The 16,525-nt window shown below is 73.0% G+C and carries 7 protein-coding genes; 5 read left to right on the forward strand and 2 right to left on the reverse strand.

Translation table 11 applies throughout. The features are described from left to right. Positions 1-30: 30 nt before the first annotated feature. Complete coding sequence (locus ABZ479_RS16380; RefSeq protein ID WP_500462232.1) at positions 31-2,250, reverse strand: carbohydrate-binding protein; 2,220 nt, start codon at positions 2,248-2,250, stop codon at positions 31-33. A 314-nt stretch (positions 2,251-2,564) separates the two neighbouring features. Between ABZ479_RS16380 and ABZ479_RS16385 the strand changes: the two genes are divergently transcribed. Together ABZ479_RS16385 and ABZ479_RS16390 are read left to right on the forward strand one after the other, a co-directional pair. Continuing rightward, on the forward strand, positions 2,565-2,930 hold the full coding sequence (locus ABZ479_RS16385; protein WP_500462233.1) for a CU044_2847 family protein: 366 nt from the start codon (positions 2,565-2,567) through the stop codon (positions 2,928-2,930). A 42-nt stretch (positions 2,931-2,972) separates the two neighbouring features. Further along, positions 2,973-7,259 carry an nSTAND1 domain-containing NTPase gene (locus ABZ479_RS16390; RefSeq protein WP_500462234.1) on the forward strand — a complete coding sequence of 1,429 codons (4,287 nt, stop codon included), beginning with the start codon at positions 2,973-2,975 and terminating at the stop codon, positions 7,257-7,259. 216 nt (positions 7,260-7,475) lie between these two features. On the opposite strand, the gene ABZ479_RS16395 is transcribed toward ABZ479_RS16390, so the two are convergent. After that, positions 7,476-8,030 carry a hypothetical protein gene (locus tag ABZ479_RS16395; RefSeq protein ID WP_500462235.1) on the reverse strand — a complete coding sequence of 185 codons (555 nt, stop codon included), beginning with the start codon at positions 8,028-8,030 and terminating at the stop codon, positions 7,476-7,478. A gap of 199 nt (positions 8,031-8,229) precedes the next feature. On the opposite strand from ABZ479_RS16395, the gene ABZ479_RS16400 reads away from it, so the two are divergent. The 3 genes from ABZ479_RS16400 to ABZ479_RS16410 all read left to right on the forward strand — a co-directional run bounded on the left by ABZ479_RS16400 (position 8,230) and on the right by ABZ479_RS16410 (position 16,501). Beyond that, positions 8,230-9,786, forward strand: a complete 1,557-nt coding sequence (locus ABZ479_RS16400) for a TIGR02677 family protein (RefSeq protein WP_500462236.1) — start codon at positions 8,230-8,232, stop codon at positions 9,784-9,786. Next, positions 9,783-15,191: a TIGR02680 family protein gene (locus tag ABZ479_RS16405; RefSeq protein ID WP_500462237.1), complete on the forward strand. Its 5,409-nt coding sequence runs from the start codon at positions 9,783-9,785 to the stop codon at positions 15,189-15,191. Before ABZ479_RS16400 ends, ABZ479_RS16405 begins: the two co-directional genes overlap by 4 nt. Positions 15,192-15,271: 80 nt before the next feature. Beyond that, positions 15,272-16,501 (forward strand): TIGR02679 family protein, encoded by a 1,230-nt coding sequence (locus ABZ479_RS16410; RefSeq protein ID WP_500462238.1) that lies wholly within the window; start codon positions 15,272-15,274, stop codon positions 16,499-16,501. Positions 16,502-16,525: the final 24 nt, after the last annotated feature.

The raw sequence follows: 16,525 nt of genomic DNA on the forward strand, positions 1-16,525 counted from the left end.
CCGGGGGAGTGACGGCGGGCCGCCGGGGTTTTACGACAGGTGCAGGTAGTCGATGTTGAAGCCGCCCGTCTCGCAGAAGAGCCTGACCACTTGGTCGCCCGCGGCCAGGGTGACCGGGACGTGCACGGACTGGTAGGTGGACCAGCCGCCCGTGTTCGGGACGGACACCGTGGCCAGTGTCGTGCCGTCCGCGTCGCGGAAGGTCAGTGCGTTCGGGACGGGAGCGCCCGTGCCGGTGGCCACGCGGAGCTCCAGGTCGTACGTGCTGGCCTTCGGCACGTTGACGCCGTAGTCCAGCCAGTTGCCGGCGGCGGTCCAGCCGACGTTCGCGCCGCCGCTCGCCGCGGGGTTGGCCTCGATGAAGTTGGCCCCGCCCGCCGTCCAGCCGTGCTGGGCCGCGTACGACTCCGCCTCCACCCGCACCCCGACTGGCGCACTGTGCGGGCGCACCGTCACGTGCAGGGTCACCTGTGCGTGCGCGGCGCCGTCCGTGACGGTCACCGTCACGTCGTTCTCGCCGGCCGCGGTCGGCTTGAGGGTCACCACTCCCGTGGCGGGGTCGAGGGTGACGCCGTCCGGGAGGTCGGTCGCGTAGAAGGCGAGGCGGTCGCTGTCGCGGTCGGTTGCCTTGAGCGGCACCTGCACCGTGTCGTACTGGTCGGCCACCACGTTGGGCACGGCGGCCACCACGGGTGCCCGGTTGTGCCTGTCCCGGGGGATGCGCTGCTTCCACTGGTACGTGGCGTAGGAGTTCGCCGGGACCTTCACCGCGAACGACTTGCCGGCGAGTACGACCCGCACCGTGGCGTCCGTGCTGTTGCTGTTGCCCAGGACGGCGACGAAGCGGTCCGTGCCGTGCCGGTACACGACGTTGCTCACGCCGTTCGCCGTGGTGCTCGACTCCAGCCGTACGTCGCCGGGCGTCAGGTACTTGGCGAACTGCCCCATGGCGTACAGCTCGTCGCGGACGGTGAAGTCCCTGGTCGCCGTGTTCACCTTGACCAGGCGGTCGGGCCACTTGGTGGTCGCGCCGATCTCGTCCCAGTCGACGTTGTTGTCCCGGGCGGGCGTCCAGTGGAGCGTGCCGCCGTCCTGGTCGGTGGCCTGCGCCCACAGGACGTAGGAGCTCGCGTCGAGGCGGAAGTAGTTCAGGATGGTCGCCGCGGACAGGTCGCTGGTCTCCGTCATGTGGACCGGCTTGCCCGTCTGCTCGAACGCGTCGCGCATCACCTTCGGGTCGCCCCAGTAGGGGTGGAAGGCCACGGCGTCCGTGGCGTTGAGGACCTGCTTGCCGGTCACGGAGCCGTCGGGGGCGTCGTCGAAGATGCGGTGGTAGTTCTTGGTCGCCGTGCTGTTCGGGTCGCGCCAGTCCCAGAAGTTGAAGTCGTGGACGTACAGCCCGGTGGTCAGACCAGACCGGTGCAGGGCCTTCTTGATCGCGAGGGCGAGCTTCTGCTGCTGGGCGACATCGATGTCCATCGCCGGGTAGACCACGTCCATGCCGGGCTCGTTCAGCAGGGTCAGGGCGTCGACGCGGATGCCGTGCCGTGCGTACGCCTGGACGAACTTGACGTAGTAGCGGGCGAAGACGTCGATGCAGTCGTCCCGGAGCTTGCCGACCTGGTAATAGTCCGTCGTGCTGCCCGGCTTGAGCGCGACCTCGCCCGTGAAGCGGTTGTTCGTCTTCATCCACGCCGGGGCGCTCCACGCGGACGCGAAGAACGTCGCCTTCGGGTTGTAGCGCTGGATCAGCTTGATCGTGTCGACGATGTGCAGGTCGATGTCCCGCTGGATGGAGAAGTGCTTCAGCCCGAAGTCGTCGGTGACGCCGGCGGGCAGGTCGTCCTCCGACCAGAACGGCAGGTGCTCGATGAGGTCGGGACTGCCGATCGTGAGGCGGAACCGGTTCAGGCCCGCCCCCGTCTTCGGGTCGACGAGCAGCCGGACGGCCTCCTCGCGCTTCGCGGGGGTGAGCTTCCACAGATTGGACACGCTCGTCTCGTCCAGGGAGAACCCGATGCCCGAGTACTTCTGACGCGGGCTGCTCGGGTCGACGACGACGGTCGCGTCGGTGGGGGCGGCCGGGCTCACGGCCTGTAACGGCTGCCACGCGTGGCCGGCCCCCGTGGAATAGGTGCCCGCCACCGACGAGCCGTGGTGGTGCGGTACGGCGGCCGGGGCCGCGGACTCCGTGCCGGCGAGAACGACCAAGGTGAGAGCTGCGGCTGCCCCCATGAGGGAACGTCTCACGATGTCCTTCCTTTCTGGTGGGATGCGCGGGTCGTGCTAGGTCCCGATCCCTCGGACGGATCCGCCCCCTCTCCCTCCTCGGGATGCGAGCAGATCGAAACAGCCTTGTCCGCGTTCTGTCAAGACATGAAAAAAGGCGTGAAGAAAGGCGTGAAGAAAGTCCCGCCGCGCCTCCTCGGCGGGATGTCGAGGTCCGTAGGCCGTCCCGGCCCGGCCGCTGAACACATCCCTCATGCCTCCAACTAGCTCTACTGCAAGCCCCGTTGAGATCGTTAAGATCGCCGGACGCCGCCCCGGAGCCAAGGAGGACCGCCATGACCGAACGCCCTGTGCGCATCGTGGAAGTGCCGTTGGGCGACGGCAGCGACGACGTGATCCGCGTCCAAGTGCGCGACCTGGACGATGGTCCTGTACGGGTCGGTCGCGGCGGCCGCGCGGTGGCGCGCGCCGAACGGTCCCTCGGGCAGATGCTGGACATCGTCCGGCCCGTGGCGGAGGGCTTCGTGGGACGGTTCCGCGGGATGGCGCACGCCCCGGACGAGGTGACCCTCGAATTCGGCGTCTCCCTGTCCGCCGAGGCGGATGTCGTGATCGCCAGCACCGCCACGGCGGCCAACTTCTCGGTCACGCTGACCTGGAACCGGGGTGACCGACCAGACGCCAACGGGCATACTCCGTAACGGAGTTGACCTAAAGAGGGTCACGGGGGACCGGAGGTTGCGGTGACGGCCGAGGTGACGGCGACGGGCGCCGCGTCCCGCAGCCCCGAGGAGGCGCTCGCGGCCGCCGTGGTCCGCGTCAAACGCCCCGACGGGGAACCCGTGGGCGGCGGTTTCCTCGTCGCACCCGACCTCGTGCTGACCTGCGCGCACGTGGTCAGCGACGCTCTCGGCCGGCCCCGCGAGGACGACGTGACACCCGGCACCGAACTCCACGTCGACCTGCCCTTCGCATCGGGCGCCGGCACCGCCGAGCTCGAGCACTGGGTGCCCGTACGCCCCGACCAGACCGGCGACATCGCGGTCCTGCGGCTGCGCGCCCCGATACCCGGCGCCCACCCCGTCCACATGGCCGACACAGATCGCGTCTGGGGACACGACGTACGCGTGCCCGGGTTCCCCTGGCGCTCCCCGGGCGGCGTCTGGCACTACGGACGGCTGCGCGGCGCCACCGCCGAAGGCTGGCTCCAGCTCTCGCAGGCCGACCCGCACGGCGTGCCCGTCGAGGAAGGGTTCAGCGGCAGTCCGGTCTGGGACGAACAACTGCGCGCCGTCGCGGGGATGGTCGTCGTGGTCCAGCCCGGCGGGGTGCAGCAGAGCTTCCTGATACCCACCCGCACCCTCGTCGGCGAACTGCCCGACCTGGCGCCCGTGGTGCGCCCCGCCACCCCCTACCGCGGCCTGTCGACCTTCCAGGAGGCCGACTCGGACGTCCACTTCGGCCGCCGGAGCGACATCGCCAAGGTCACCGCGCTCCTCACCGGGCCCGACCCGTGCGTCACCCTCGTCGGCCCCTCCGGCTGCGGCAAGTCCTCCCTGGCACGCGCGGGCGTGGTCCCGCGGATGCGGGAGCGGGGCCACGCCGTCGTCGTGGTCCGCGCCGGTGAGGACTCCTCCCTGCGAGCGGCGCTCGCCTCCGAACTCGTGACCGTCGTCCATCCCGCCCTGATCGGCGCCGCCAGAGCGCGGGAGGTCCGGGCGGTGGAGGACCTCCTCGCGGACCGCGCACTCATCGACGTCCTGCGCACCACCAGCGGGAAAGCGGAGCAACGGCTGCTCGTCGTGCTCGACCAGGGCGAGGAACTCCTCGCGGAACCGGACGAAGCGGTCGGGGAGGCCGTGCGGCTGCTGTTCCCCGAGCGCCGGTCCGACGGCCTGCGGGTGCTGATCACGCTCAGGTCCGACTTCATGGACGCCGCCCTCAGCCATCCGCGCCTCGGCCCGGCACTCGGCAGCGGCAGCGTGTATCCGCTCGCCCCCATGTCCCGCGACCAGCTGGCGCAGGTGATCCTCGGCCCCCTCGAGCTGACACCGTCCGTCACCTACGACGACGGGCTCGTGGAGCGCATGCTGGAGGACGCGGGGGACGGCCCCGGCGCGCTGCCGCTGCTGGGGTTCGTCATGGCACAGCTGTGGGATGGACAGGCTGGCGGCCGGCTCAGGTTCGACACCTACCGCGAAGTGGGAGGTGTGCGAGGCGCCTTGGGGAAGTACGCCGAGACCGCCTGGCGCAGCTGCGTCCGCGAGGCGGACGAGGCCGAGGCCATGCGGCTGCTCACCGATCTCGTCCGCTTCCTGCCGGGCGGCGACGCCCCGATACGCAACGCCCTGAGGCAGGAGGACGCGGGCGAGGAGCGCTGGCGGATCGCGACCGCGCTCGCCCAGCGGCGCCTCCTCGTCCTGCGCGGCGGAGGCGGTGAGGCGGTCACCGCCGAACTCGCCCACGAGGCGCTGATCGGCGCCTGGAAGAGGCTCGAGGAACGGGTGCGCGAAGAACGCAGGTTCCTGGCCTGGCGGGCGGAGCTGCGGCACGACGTGGAGCGCGCACAGCTGCTGGAGGACGAGCCGCTGGCGGAGGCGGAGCAGTGGGTGGCGCAGCGCGGTCCCGCACTGACCGACGCGGAACGCCGGTTCATCGAGCGCTCCGTTGATCGACGTTCGGCACGGGAGGAACTCGCGCGGCGGCGACAACGGCAGAAGCGCTGGTTCATCGGCGGGCTCGCTCTTCTGACGGTGCTCGCGCTGGTCGCCTCCGGGCTCTTCCTTCGGCGCAACGCACAGCTCGACGGACAGCTTCGGCGGTCGGCGTCCGAGCAACTGGCCGTGAAGGCCGAGCAGCTCGACGACGTGTCGGTGGCGACGTCTGCCCTGTTCTCGGCGGCGGCGTACCGGACGGCTCAGGATCCGGCGGCGCGCACCGCGCTGATCAGGCAGTATCTACGGCTCCGCCACGTGGAGCGCGTGGTGTGGGACGACCACGCCCCGGTCCGCGACGTCGCGATGAGCGAGGACGGCCGGCGGATCAACGTGGGCATGACCTCCGGTGACGCCGTCGGCCTGACGCTCGGCACGGACGAGGTACGCGATCGGGGCCTGCCGACGGGATCGAAGATCGTCGCGCTCTCGCCCGACGGGCGGATCTCCGCGCGGGCGTCCGTCAGCGGGAAGGTGTCCCTGGGAATCGGACCGGACGCAGGCGACGAGTGGCGCACGGTCGTCCTGCGGGACGGCGACGCCGTACGGGCCAACGCCCGCGCCGCCACCGATCTCCGCTTCGACGCCACAGGGGGCACGGTGCTCGCCGCCCAGCCCGGCGAAGGCGTCCTCGTCTGGGAGTCCGAGAGCGGCCGGCGTGTGGGCAAGACACTGCGCCCGCCGAAGGGCTGGCAGACCGACCAGGCGTGGTTCGGCCCGGAGGGGACCGTGATCGGCCGGATCACCCAGGAAGGTGCGGCCGAAGGAGCCCAGGGCCGCCTGGTCCGGTGGAACCTCGGCACCGGCCGCCTGGACGCGGAGACCTGGGGAACGGACCTGACCGGCACCGTCACGGTCAGCGGCGACGGCCGGACGCTCGTGCGGTGCACCCCCGACGGGATCCTGCAGTCCTGGGACCTCACCGGTACGCCGAAGGTCCGCCACCAGTACAGCACGCGACAACTGGGCCTCGTCTGCCCGCTGTACACGCCGCGCCTGGACCGGACCGGCCGCTTCTTCCTCAACCCGGTGCAGCGTTACAGCGCCACTCTCGGCAGGTTCCGCTTCCTCGTCCTCGACCTGGCGCAAGGGCGCCCCGCGACCCTCGACCTGCCCGCGCCCGCGCAAGAGGACGATTCCTTCACCGGCAGCTCCCAGCCGCTCGCCGTGGCGCTCACCGGACCGCCCGGCAAGCTCAGGGCCGCGGTCGGTATCGGGGCGACGGTGATGGTGGCGCGAGTTCCGGTGCCGTCCGCGTTCGACAGCGCGATGCTCACCGCCCGGATCAGGACCGTGGACGCCGACCACGACCGCGTCGTCAGCGTCGACGCCGACGGAAACGGGCTGCGCCTTTGGGACCTGCGGACGCACCGCGCGCTGGCGGCGGTGCGGCCGTCCCGTCCGCTGGCCGCCCTGTACGGCACGTTCAGCCCCGACGGCACACGAGTCCTCACGCCGGCGGCCGACGGCCGCACGGTCCTGGTCTGGGAGGTCCGCGGGAACACACTGAAAGAACAGGACCCGATCGATCTGCCGCGACCGCCCGGCATCGACCCCACGAGCCCGGACCCGCGCTCCGGGCGCACACCGGCTTGGATCACCCTGACCTTCGACGACCCGGACCATGTGGTGATCTCGGCCCTTTCGTACGTCGTGCGCTGGGACCTGGCGCGCGGCCGGGCGGTGGGCACGCCCTACCGGCCCAGGGCCCAGGAGCCGGTCGAGGTGTCCATCGCGGCCGCCGGCACCTGGGCGGTGGCCCGCCCGGGACACGGGCAGGCGGCGGTGCGCACACCCTCCGGGGACATCGACATCGTGATCTGGGACTTCGAGGAGGGCCGCGAGATCGAGTCGATCGACATCGAGGAGGCGGCCGTCGTCAAGCAGGTGGCCTTCGACCCGACCGGACGGCTCCTGGCGGTGCTGACCTACGACGGCGCCGTACGGGTGTGGGACATGGACCGGAAAGGCAAGCAGAAGTGGCGCGAGCCGCTGACGTACCGGGGTGTCCAATGGCTCGGTGCCTTCTCCTCGGAGTCCACCCTGAGCACCCAGAGCACGCTGAACGAGTACACGACCTGGGACCTGGGCAGCGGCACCGAGCGCTACCACTTCACACCCGGGTACGGCGCGACCGCCGACCTCACCGAGGACGGCGCGTCCATGGGCCTGGTCGACGGCTCCGACGGCTTCGTCCTCGCACTCGATCCCGAGCGCTGGTTGGAGAAGCTGTGCGCGGTGGCGGGACGCGGCCTCACGGCGGGGGAGAAGGCCCTGACCCCGGCGGGCAGCCGGACGGACGCCGTCTGCGACTGAGCGGGTAGGCGCGAGGGTGCCGTCGGAGGACCGGCGACCTCCTTGTTACGCCACCCCCGTCCGCAGGTCGGCACGTCGACGGCCACCCGGCGTTGCGTGACGGCGCCCCGCTCGCGGGCCCGGGCAATGAGACCGCCGCCACCAGGACCGCGGCGGCCATCGGTGCGCGGGAACTCGCCCATGAGGCCCGAGCACCGCCCGGAAACAGTCGTTGACTCAATGGCCGTCGCGAATCGGCACCCCTGGCGCGAAGTGCGCGACAGCCTCCGTGAGGCGCCGCTTGTCGAGCCGCCAGCCGCTGACCGCACGCGACGTCAGAAGCACCTCGACCGGTACGGGCACCAGCGCTCCGCCCAGAGCCCGGGCGGTGGAACCCTGACCGGGTCCGGGCAGCGGCGGTGCGCCCTCCCGGCGGGAGACGCCCACCCACGGGATCGAGGCGTTCGGCACGCGCTGCCGCCACAGGACCACCTGCGTGATGTCCTCCCACGGGATGTGGACGGTGGTGGACCGGTAGCGGAGGGGGGATCCGCCGAGAAGTACGCCCGTTCCGTCGACGCGGAACGCCACTTTGCGCGTCAGTGCGCCCGCGGCCATTACGAGACCTCCTCCCGCGAACAGGACCGTGCCGGCGATGCGCAGGACCAGGGGAGTGCCGGTCCCGGGCATCAGCAGCACCGCGCTGAACAGCACCGCCACGGCCAGGACCCCCGAGGTTCGGCGGTCGAATCCGTGGCGTGCTTCGTAGACGGCGTTCTCACTGTCACTCATGACCGGATCATGGCAAGCGATTGGTCCTTCGGCCAGGGTTCCGACCCCGTCCCGAGGACCGGACTGCCGCCGCCCTTCGAGCGGCAACGGCGGCAGGGCCCACGCATACCGACGCTCGACAGGGGCAGGCTGGTCCCGAGCTGATCAATCCCGGTCAACGTGCGCACTCCCGAACGTCCCTCGGCCACAATGACCTGCGATGACCCATTCGCCGCCGCCCCAGCCACACCCAACCCCCGCCTACGGCCCCTTCGCGCACCTCGGCACCCCCACCGCCGCCCTCTACCGGGAGATCATGCGGGTGTTCCTGCAGGCCAAGGAGCGGTACGCGGTCCACCTCCGCCCCGAGGACGTGCACGCGGCGCTGCCCGTCGGCGTGCGGCCCGCCGAGGCGGAGACCGTGGCGAAGGCGCTGGACAGTCTGAGCCAGTCGGCGTGGGGCAATCTGCGCGCCGACCCGGACACCGCCCGCGTCACCGCGGTCGAGGACTTCTACCGCAAGCGGTACGTGTACCAGCTCACCCAGGCCGGCGAAGCCGCGGAGGAGGTCCTGGCCGCGTACGACCAGGCGCTCGGGCGGCGCGGCTCACTGCAGGCCGTGGCCCTGCACGACATCGTCACCCAGCTGCGGGCCCTGCTCGTGCTCGCCGCCGAGGAGACCCCCGACCCCGCCAAGACGCACCTCGCCCTTGACGGGCTCGCCAGCCGATTCGCTGCGCTCGCCGACAACGCCCGCGCCTTCATGGGCTCGCTGCAGCGCACCATCGACCTGCACGACGTCTCGCAGGAGGCGTTCCTCGCCTACAAGGACCAGCTCATCCAGTACCTGGAGCGGTTCATCCAGGACCTGATCACGCTCGGCGGCCGCATCGCCCAGCTCATCCTCGAACTCGAGGACCGCATCGACACCCTCCTGGTCACCGCCGCCGCCCGCGAGGCCGCCGACGCCTCCCCGGACGCCGCCGAGAGCGCCCAGCACGAGGCGTACGAGCGCTGGCGGGCGCGGTGGAGCGGACTCGGCGCGTGGTTCATCAGCCGCGACGGACGCGACTCGCAGGCCCGGCTGCTGCGCGGGCGGGCACTCGGGGCGATTCCCCAACTGCTGGCCGTCGTCCGCGCGCTGAACGAACGGCGCGCCGGACGCTCCGACCGCTCCGCGGACTTCCGCGCCCTCGCCCGCTGGTTCGCGCAGGCCCCCGACGACGACGCCCGGCACCGGCTGTGGCGCTCCGCCTTCGGCCTCTATCCCGCCCGCCATCTCACCGTCGACGCCGACACCCTCGCCGCCCGCACCGCCCGCCCGCTGCCCGCCGCCACCCCCTGGGCCGAGGCCGAGCCCCTGCGGATCAGCCCCCAGCTGCGCCGTACCGGCAGCTACGAGCGGCGCGGCAAGCCCCGCAAGGTCGAGGACCGTTCCCAGGCCCGGCGCCGCCTCGCGGAGATCGCGGCCAAGCAGACCGCCGAGACCGCCGCGGCCCGCGCCCGGCTCACCACCGACGGCACCACCCGGCTCTCCGCGCTCGGCGAACTCGACCCCCTCGCCTTCGGCCTCTTCCTCCAACTGCTCGGCGACGCCCTCGCCACCTGGCGGCCCGGCATGACCCACACCACCGCGACCAGCAACGACGGTTCGATGGAGATCCGCCTCAGCGCCCTCGGCGACGGCACGACCGCCGAGATCCGCACCCCCGGCGGGGTCTTCCGCGGCCCCGACCACCTGATCCACATCGTCGACCTCACCCAGGAGGCGCCGTGAGCACCCCTCTCGCCGAGGTCCTGGACGGGCAGCGCGCCGCCGAACTCCGCAAGGCCGCCCGCGCCCTGCTCGCCCACCCGCTGCTCCTCGCCCACGGACCGCACGCCGACGCCTTCCGGCTGGTCCGGCAGCACGCGTCCGAACTGCGGGACTGGTTCGAGCGCAACACGGGCTGGGCCCTCGTCGTCGACGCGGAGGCCGCCCGGCTGCGCAAAGCCCCCGGTGCCCTCACCGACCCCACCCACCCCGCACGTGAGGCCAGCCGCGCCGGCGCCCCCTTCACCCGCCGCCGCTACGTCCTGCTGTGCCTGGCGCTCGCGGCGCTGGAGCGCGGCGAGAAGCAGATCGCGCTCGGCCGCCTCGCCGAACAGGTCGTCCTGGACGCCGCCGACCCCCAACTGGTGTCCGCTGGAATCGAGTTCACCCTCGACCGGCGCGACGAACGCCTCGACCTCGCCGCCGTCGTCCGGCTGCTGCTCGCCCTCGGCGTGCTGCGCCGGGTCGCGGGCGACGAGGACGCGTACGTCAGCGGAGCGGGCGACGCGCTCTACGACGTCGAGCGGCGCGTGCTGGCCGGGCTGCTCGCCGCCCGGCACGGCCCGTCCCTGATCCAGGAGCACGGCTTCGAGCAGCGGCTCGCCGCGCTGACCGCCGAGACCGCGCTCGACAGCGACGAACTGCGCTTCCGCGCCCTGCGCCGCTCCCTCACCCGCCGCCTGCTGGACGACCCCGTCCTCTACTACGACACCCTCACCGACACCGAACTCGCCTACCTCACCCGCCAGCGCGGCTTCCTCACCGCCCGCATCACCGAACTCACCGGCCTCGTCCCCGAAGTCCGGGCCGAAGGCATCGCCATGATCGACCCCGACGACGACCTCACCGACGTCCGCATGCCCGAACAGGGCACACACGGCCACGTCACCCTCCTCCTCGCCGAACACCTCGCCGCCCGGCAGGGGCCGGTCACCACCGAGGAGCTGAAGCGAAAAGTGCGCGAACTCGCCGACGAGCACGGCGGGTTCTGGGCCAGGACCGCCCGTGAGCCGGGCGCAGAAGGCGAACTCGTCGAGCAGGCCGTCACCAAACTCACCGCCCTCTCCCTCGCCGTCCGCACCCCGGACGGGGTCGCGCCCCGCCCTCGCGCGCTATGCCGTCGGCGAGACCGTCGTGCTCGAACCCGGAAAGACGGCCCGGCCAAGGACCGCCCAGCCCAGAACCACCCAGCCCAGCACCACCCAGCCAAGGACCATGCAGCGATGACCGCCGCTCTCCCCGCCCCCCGCCATCCGTCGCCGGCCGCCGTCGGCGCCGGGCCCGGTCTACCCCGCCCCGGCCGGTCCCGCTGGCAGCCGCTGCGCACGGGACTGGTGGACCTCTTCGTCTACGACACCGAGGAGTTCCACTTCAAGGACGGCCGCCTGCTGCTGCGCGGCAACAACGGCACCGGCAAGTCCAAGGTCCTCGCCCTCACCCTGCCCTTCCTCCTCGACGGCGACCTGTCCGCGCGCCGTGTCGAACCCGACGCCGACCCCGGCAAGCGCATGGAGTGGAACCTGCTGCTCGGCGGCGAGCACCCGCACCCCGAGCGCCTGGGCTACACCTGGATCGAGTTCGGACGGCGCGACGAGACCACCGGCGAGGAGCACTTCCGCACCCTCGCCTGCGGCCTCAAGGCCGTTTCCGGGCGCGGCATCGTCCGCCACTGGTTCGTCGTCACCGACCAGCGCGCCGGACAGGGGCTCGCCTTCCTCGACGCCACCGGAACCCCCCTGTCCCGCGACCGGATCGCCGAGGCCGTCACCGGCCACGGCATGGTCTACGACCAGGCTGGCGCCTACCGCAGGGCCGTGGACGAGGCCCTGTTCGGCCTCGGCGAACAGCGCTACGCCGCCTTGGTCGACCTCCTCATCCAACTCCGCCAGCCCCAGCTGTCCAAGCGTCCCAACGAAGCCGCCCTGTCCAAGGCGCTGACCGAGGCCCTGCCGCCCATGGACCAGGCCGTCATCGCCGACGTCGCGGAGGCGTTCCGCTCCCTGGACGAGGAGAAGGAGGAGCTGCGCTCCGCCGCCGAGGCCGAGAAGGCGGCCTCCGCCTTCCTCGACCACTACCGCCGCTACGCCCGCATCGCCTCCCGCCGCCGGGCCCGCCTGCCGCGCACCGAGCACGCGCGGTACGAATCCCTGCAACGAGAACTGTCCGAAGCACGGACCGACAGGACCAGGGCGGACGAGGAGCGCGCCGAGGCCGAGGGGCGCCTTGCCGCACTGGAAGAGGCCGAGGCCCGGCTCAAGGCCCAGGACGCGGCCCTGCGCGAGGGCCCGGAGATGCGCAGCGCCCGCGAACTGGAACAGGCCGCCCGGCACGCACGGAACACCGCCGACGCCCGCGACCGCGCCGAGGGCGACCGGCTGCAGGCCGAGCAGGTGCTCGCGCGGGCGCGGGCCCGCCTGACCGCCGCCGAGAACCGGCTCGACGCGGCCGGTAACCAGGCCGCGCACGCGCTCGCCGGAGTACGTGACGTTGCCGCGGACGCCCGGGTGGAACTGCCCGAGGACCGGGAACCGGCCCGCGAAGCCGTCGCGGCGGCGGCGGACCGCAGGCGCCGGACCCTCGACCACGTGCAGGAACTCGCCGACGCGGCGGACCGTGCCGCGGCCGACCGCCTGGCCGCCTCCCGCCGTCTCGACGAGGCCGAGTCCGACCTCGCCCACACCGAGGAGGACCACGCCCTCGCTCACGGCGCCGTCCAGGCAGCGGGCCGGGACCTGCTCGGAGCCGTACGCGAGCGAGCCGCCGGATGGGCGGAACTGGCGTACCCCGATCCCGTCGGCCTGCTGGACGAGCTCCAGGAGTGGACGGAGCATCTGAACGGGCCGTACCCGGCCCGGGAAGCGGCGGTCCTGGCCCACCGCGGGCGCTCCGGAGAACTGGCCGCCCGGTCCGCCGAAGTGACGCAGCGGCGGAGCGAGTTGAGCGGCAGGCGCCGTACCGCCGAAGCGGAACTCGGCGTCCTGGAGTCCGGCGGCCGCCGTGGCCCGCGGCCTCCGTACACCCGCTCCCCGGGTGTACGCGACGGGGCGCCCGGCGCACCCCTGTGGCGGCTGGTGGACTTCCGTGAAACGGTCCCCGGGCACGACCGCGCCGGCATCGAGGCGGCACTGGAAGCATCCGGGTTGCTGGACGCCTGGGTACGCCCGGACGGCACAGCCCTGGGCACGGACGGTCACGACGTCCTGCTCGACCCACCGCGCGGCCCCGTCCCCACCGGCGCCCTTGCCGAAGTGCTCCTACCGGCCGTCGACGGAGGCGACGCGGCAGCCGCCGCCGTGGGGGAGGAGACGGTGGCCCGGCTGCTCGCCGCCATCGGCTACGGGCCCCACGACACCGCCCCGCACACCGACACCTGGGTCCACGCCGACGGCCGCTTCCGGACCGGCGCCCTCACCGGCCGCTGGGCCAAGCCCGCCGCCGAATACATCGGCGAGGGAGCCCGCGAAGAGGCCCGGCGTGCCCGGATCGCCGTACTACGAGCAGAACTCGCCGGTCTCGCCGGTGAGGAGGCGGCGGCCGCCGCCGAGGCGCAGACCGTGGCGGCCCGCCGCGGCACGCTCGACGCCGAGCTCGCCGCCGTACCCGACGACGCGCCGCTGCGGCAGGCCCACGCCCGGCTGGAATCCGCCGCCCAGCAGACCGGCAGGGCCACACGACGCAGGAACGAGCGGGCCACCGACCTCACCGAGGCGACGGAGCGGGCAGAACAGGCCATCACCGAACTCGCCCGGACCACCGCCGATCTCGGCCTGCCCACCGACCGCCCCGGAATCGCCGCCGTACGCCAGGCCCTGTCCGCACTCGACGTCGCCCTGGCAGCCCTCTGGCCCGCACTGCGCGAACGCACCGAGGCCGCCCGCACCGTCGAACAGGAACGCGGCGACGCCGCCCAGGCGGCCGAGCGCGCCGCAGAACTCGCCCTGCGCGCCGAGGAGGCCGGACACGACGCCGCAGCGGCCGACGAACGCCACACCACCCTGCGCTCCACCGTCGGGGCGGCCGTCGCCGAGCTGGAACGCCGCCTCGCCGAGACCGCCGCCGCCCTCGCCGCGAACGCCGCGGGCCGCAAGAGCACCCAGCAGGCCCACACCGAGGCGGTCGAACGCGGGGGCAAGGCAGGAGGACGCATCGAGCAACTGGACCGGGACATCGCCGAGTCCGTCGCCGCCCGCGCCACCGCGATCGCCGCCCTCCAGCGGTTCACCGGCACCGGACTGCTCACCGTCGCGCTGCCCGGCACCGACGCGCCCCCGAACGACGCCGGGCCCTGGAGCGCCACCGCCGCCATCGCACTCGCCCGCGCCGTCGAGGCGGAACTCGCCGCCACCGACGACTCCGAGGCCGCCTGGGAGCGCGTGCAGAAGCGACTCGGAGAAGAGCTGAAGACCCTCCAGGACGCCCTGTCCCGGCACGGACACTCCGCCGCCGCCCGCATGGTCGAGGACGGCATGGTCGTGGACATCGTCTACCAGGGCCGTGCCCGCGCCGTCCCCGAACTTGCCGACGCCCTCTCCGTCGAGGTCGGTGAACTGACCCGCATCCTGTCCTCCCACGAACGCGAGATCCTGGAGACCCACCTCATCACCGAGGTCGCCGGCACCCTCCAGGAACTGATCGGCGCGGCCGAGCGCCAGGTCGCCGCCATGAACGACGAACTGGAGCAGCGGCCCACTTCCACCGGCATGAAACTGCGCCTGGTCTGGCGGCCCTCCCGTAAAGCCCCCGCCGGACTCGCCCAGGCCCGCGCCCGACTGCGCCAGTCGGCCGACGCCTGGACACCCGAGGACCGGGCCGCCGTCGGCGAGTTCCTCGAAGCGCAGATCACCGCACGGCAGAGCGAGGACGCCTCCGGCAGCTGGCTGGAACACCTGACCGCCGCCCTGGACTACCGCACCTGGCACGAGTTCGGCATCGAACGCCACCAGCAGGGCCGATGGGTCCCCGCCACCGGCCCCGCCTCCGGCGGCGAGCGCGTCCTCGCCGTCTGCGTCCCCCTGTTCGCCGCGGCCTCCTCCCACTACGCCACCGCCGGCAACCCGTACGCCCCGCGCCTGGTCACCCTCGACGAGGCGTTCGCCGGCGTCGACGACGACTCCCGCGCCAAGTGCCTGGGCCTGCTCCACGCCTTCGACCTGGACGTCGTGATGACCAGCGAACGCGAATGGGCCTGCTACCCGCAGGTGCCCGGCATCGCCATCGCCCAGCTCTCGCGCATCGACGAGGTCGCCGCGGTGCTCGTCACCCGCTGGGAGTGGGACGGCATGACGAGGGCGCGGACGGTGGACCCGGCGCGGCCGGACATGGAACATGCCTCTGGAGAGCAGGAGTTCGAAGAGCAGAAGGGCCTGTGAACGTGCAGCCGGAAGCAGGCCGCACGACACCGCCTCCCCAGCGGCGCCCCAGCGACGCCCTGCAGGCGGAACCGGCGCGCGTGGACACCGTCCGCCTCAAGCGCCTGCTCGGCGGCCCCGACCTCACCTGGCTCGTCGAACGGGCCCGCCGCCGGCTGGAACGCGAGGAACCGCTCACCGGCAGCGTGTCCCTCAGCGCACCCAGCGAGAGCCAGCGTCGGGCGGCCGAGAGCCTGCTGGGCCGGGCGCCCGGCGGCGGCCGCTCATTGACGATCCGGCTGGACTCCGTTGACGCCGTGCTGCGCCGCTCCGGCATCAGCCCGGACGGCCTCGCCGCCGCGGTCACGGCCCTCACCGGACCTGTGGTCCCCCTGCGCGATACGCGCGCCGACGAGGACCGCGCGTGGCAGGCGGCGTACGCGCGGCTGGACCAGCTGCCCGGGCTCGCCGCCTGGGCGACGCGAGTGCGCGCAGACGGTCTCGTACGGCGCCTCGCCCGCACACCCGAGACGGCCGGCGACCTGCTGGCGGCCACCGTCAGGGTCCTGAGCGAACTCCCCGCGGACCCCGAGGTCTCGCTGCCCGCCTTCGCCGCCCGGGTCCTCGGCTCCGCGCACGCCCTCGACGACGGAACACCGCTGGCCACCCTCACCCTGTCCGGAATCCGCGCGCTGACCGGATTCCCCGACGGCTACGGGACCGAGTGGCGACGCGAGGCATGGGCCTCGGCAGGACTGCTGCGCGACGAGTTGTCCTCCACGGTCCTCACCCTCGGCCTGCGCGGCACCCCCGCTCTGGACTGGCTCACCGCGAACGGCGAACCGGCCGTACTCACCCTCCGCCAACTCACCGCGGGTGCACCGCTGCTGACACCGGGGGAGGCGGTGCATGTCTGCGAGAACCCCGCGATCGTGGCGGCCGCCGCCGACGCGTACGGTGCGCACTGCCCACCCCTGGTGTGCCTCCAGGGCCAGCCGTCCGCCGCCGCCCTCACGCTTCTGCGGCGGCTGGCGGACCAGGGTGCGAGCCTGCGCTACCACGGTGACTTCGACTGGGGCGGACTGCGCATCGCCGCCGCCTTGCTCGCCCGTGTCCCCTGGACTCCCTGGCGCTACACGGCCGTCGACTACCGTGCCGCGGCCCGCGACAGCGCGGTCCCCCTGGCCGGCGTTCCCGCGGCCTCCCCGTGGGATCCGTCACTCGCCGAAGCCCTGGCCGAGCACGGCGTCCGCGTGGAGGAGGAGGCGGTGCTGGACACCCTGCTCGCCGACCTGGCGCCAGAGTCGTCCGGACGGCCCCACGCGCGATGATCCCGGTGGAGGAGCGCGGCGGCC

The organism is Streptomyces sp. NPDC005722, from assembly GCF_040630935.1.
In the GTDB taxonomy this organism is placed as follows: Bacteria; Actinomycetota; Actinomycetes; order Streptomycetales; family Streptomycetaceae; genus Actinacidiphila.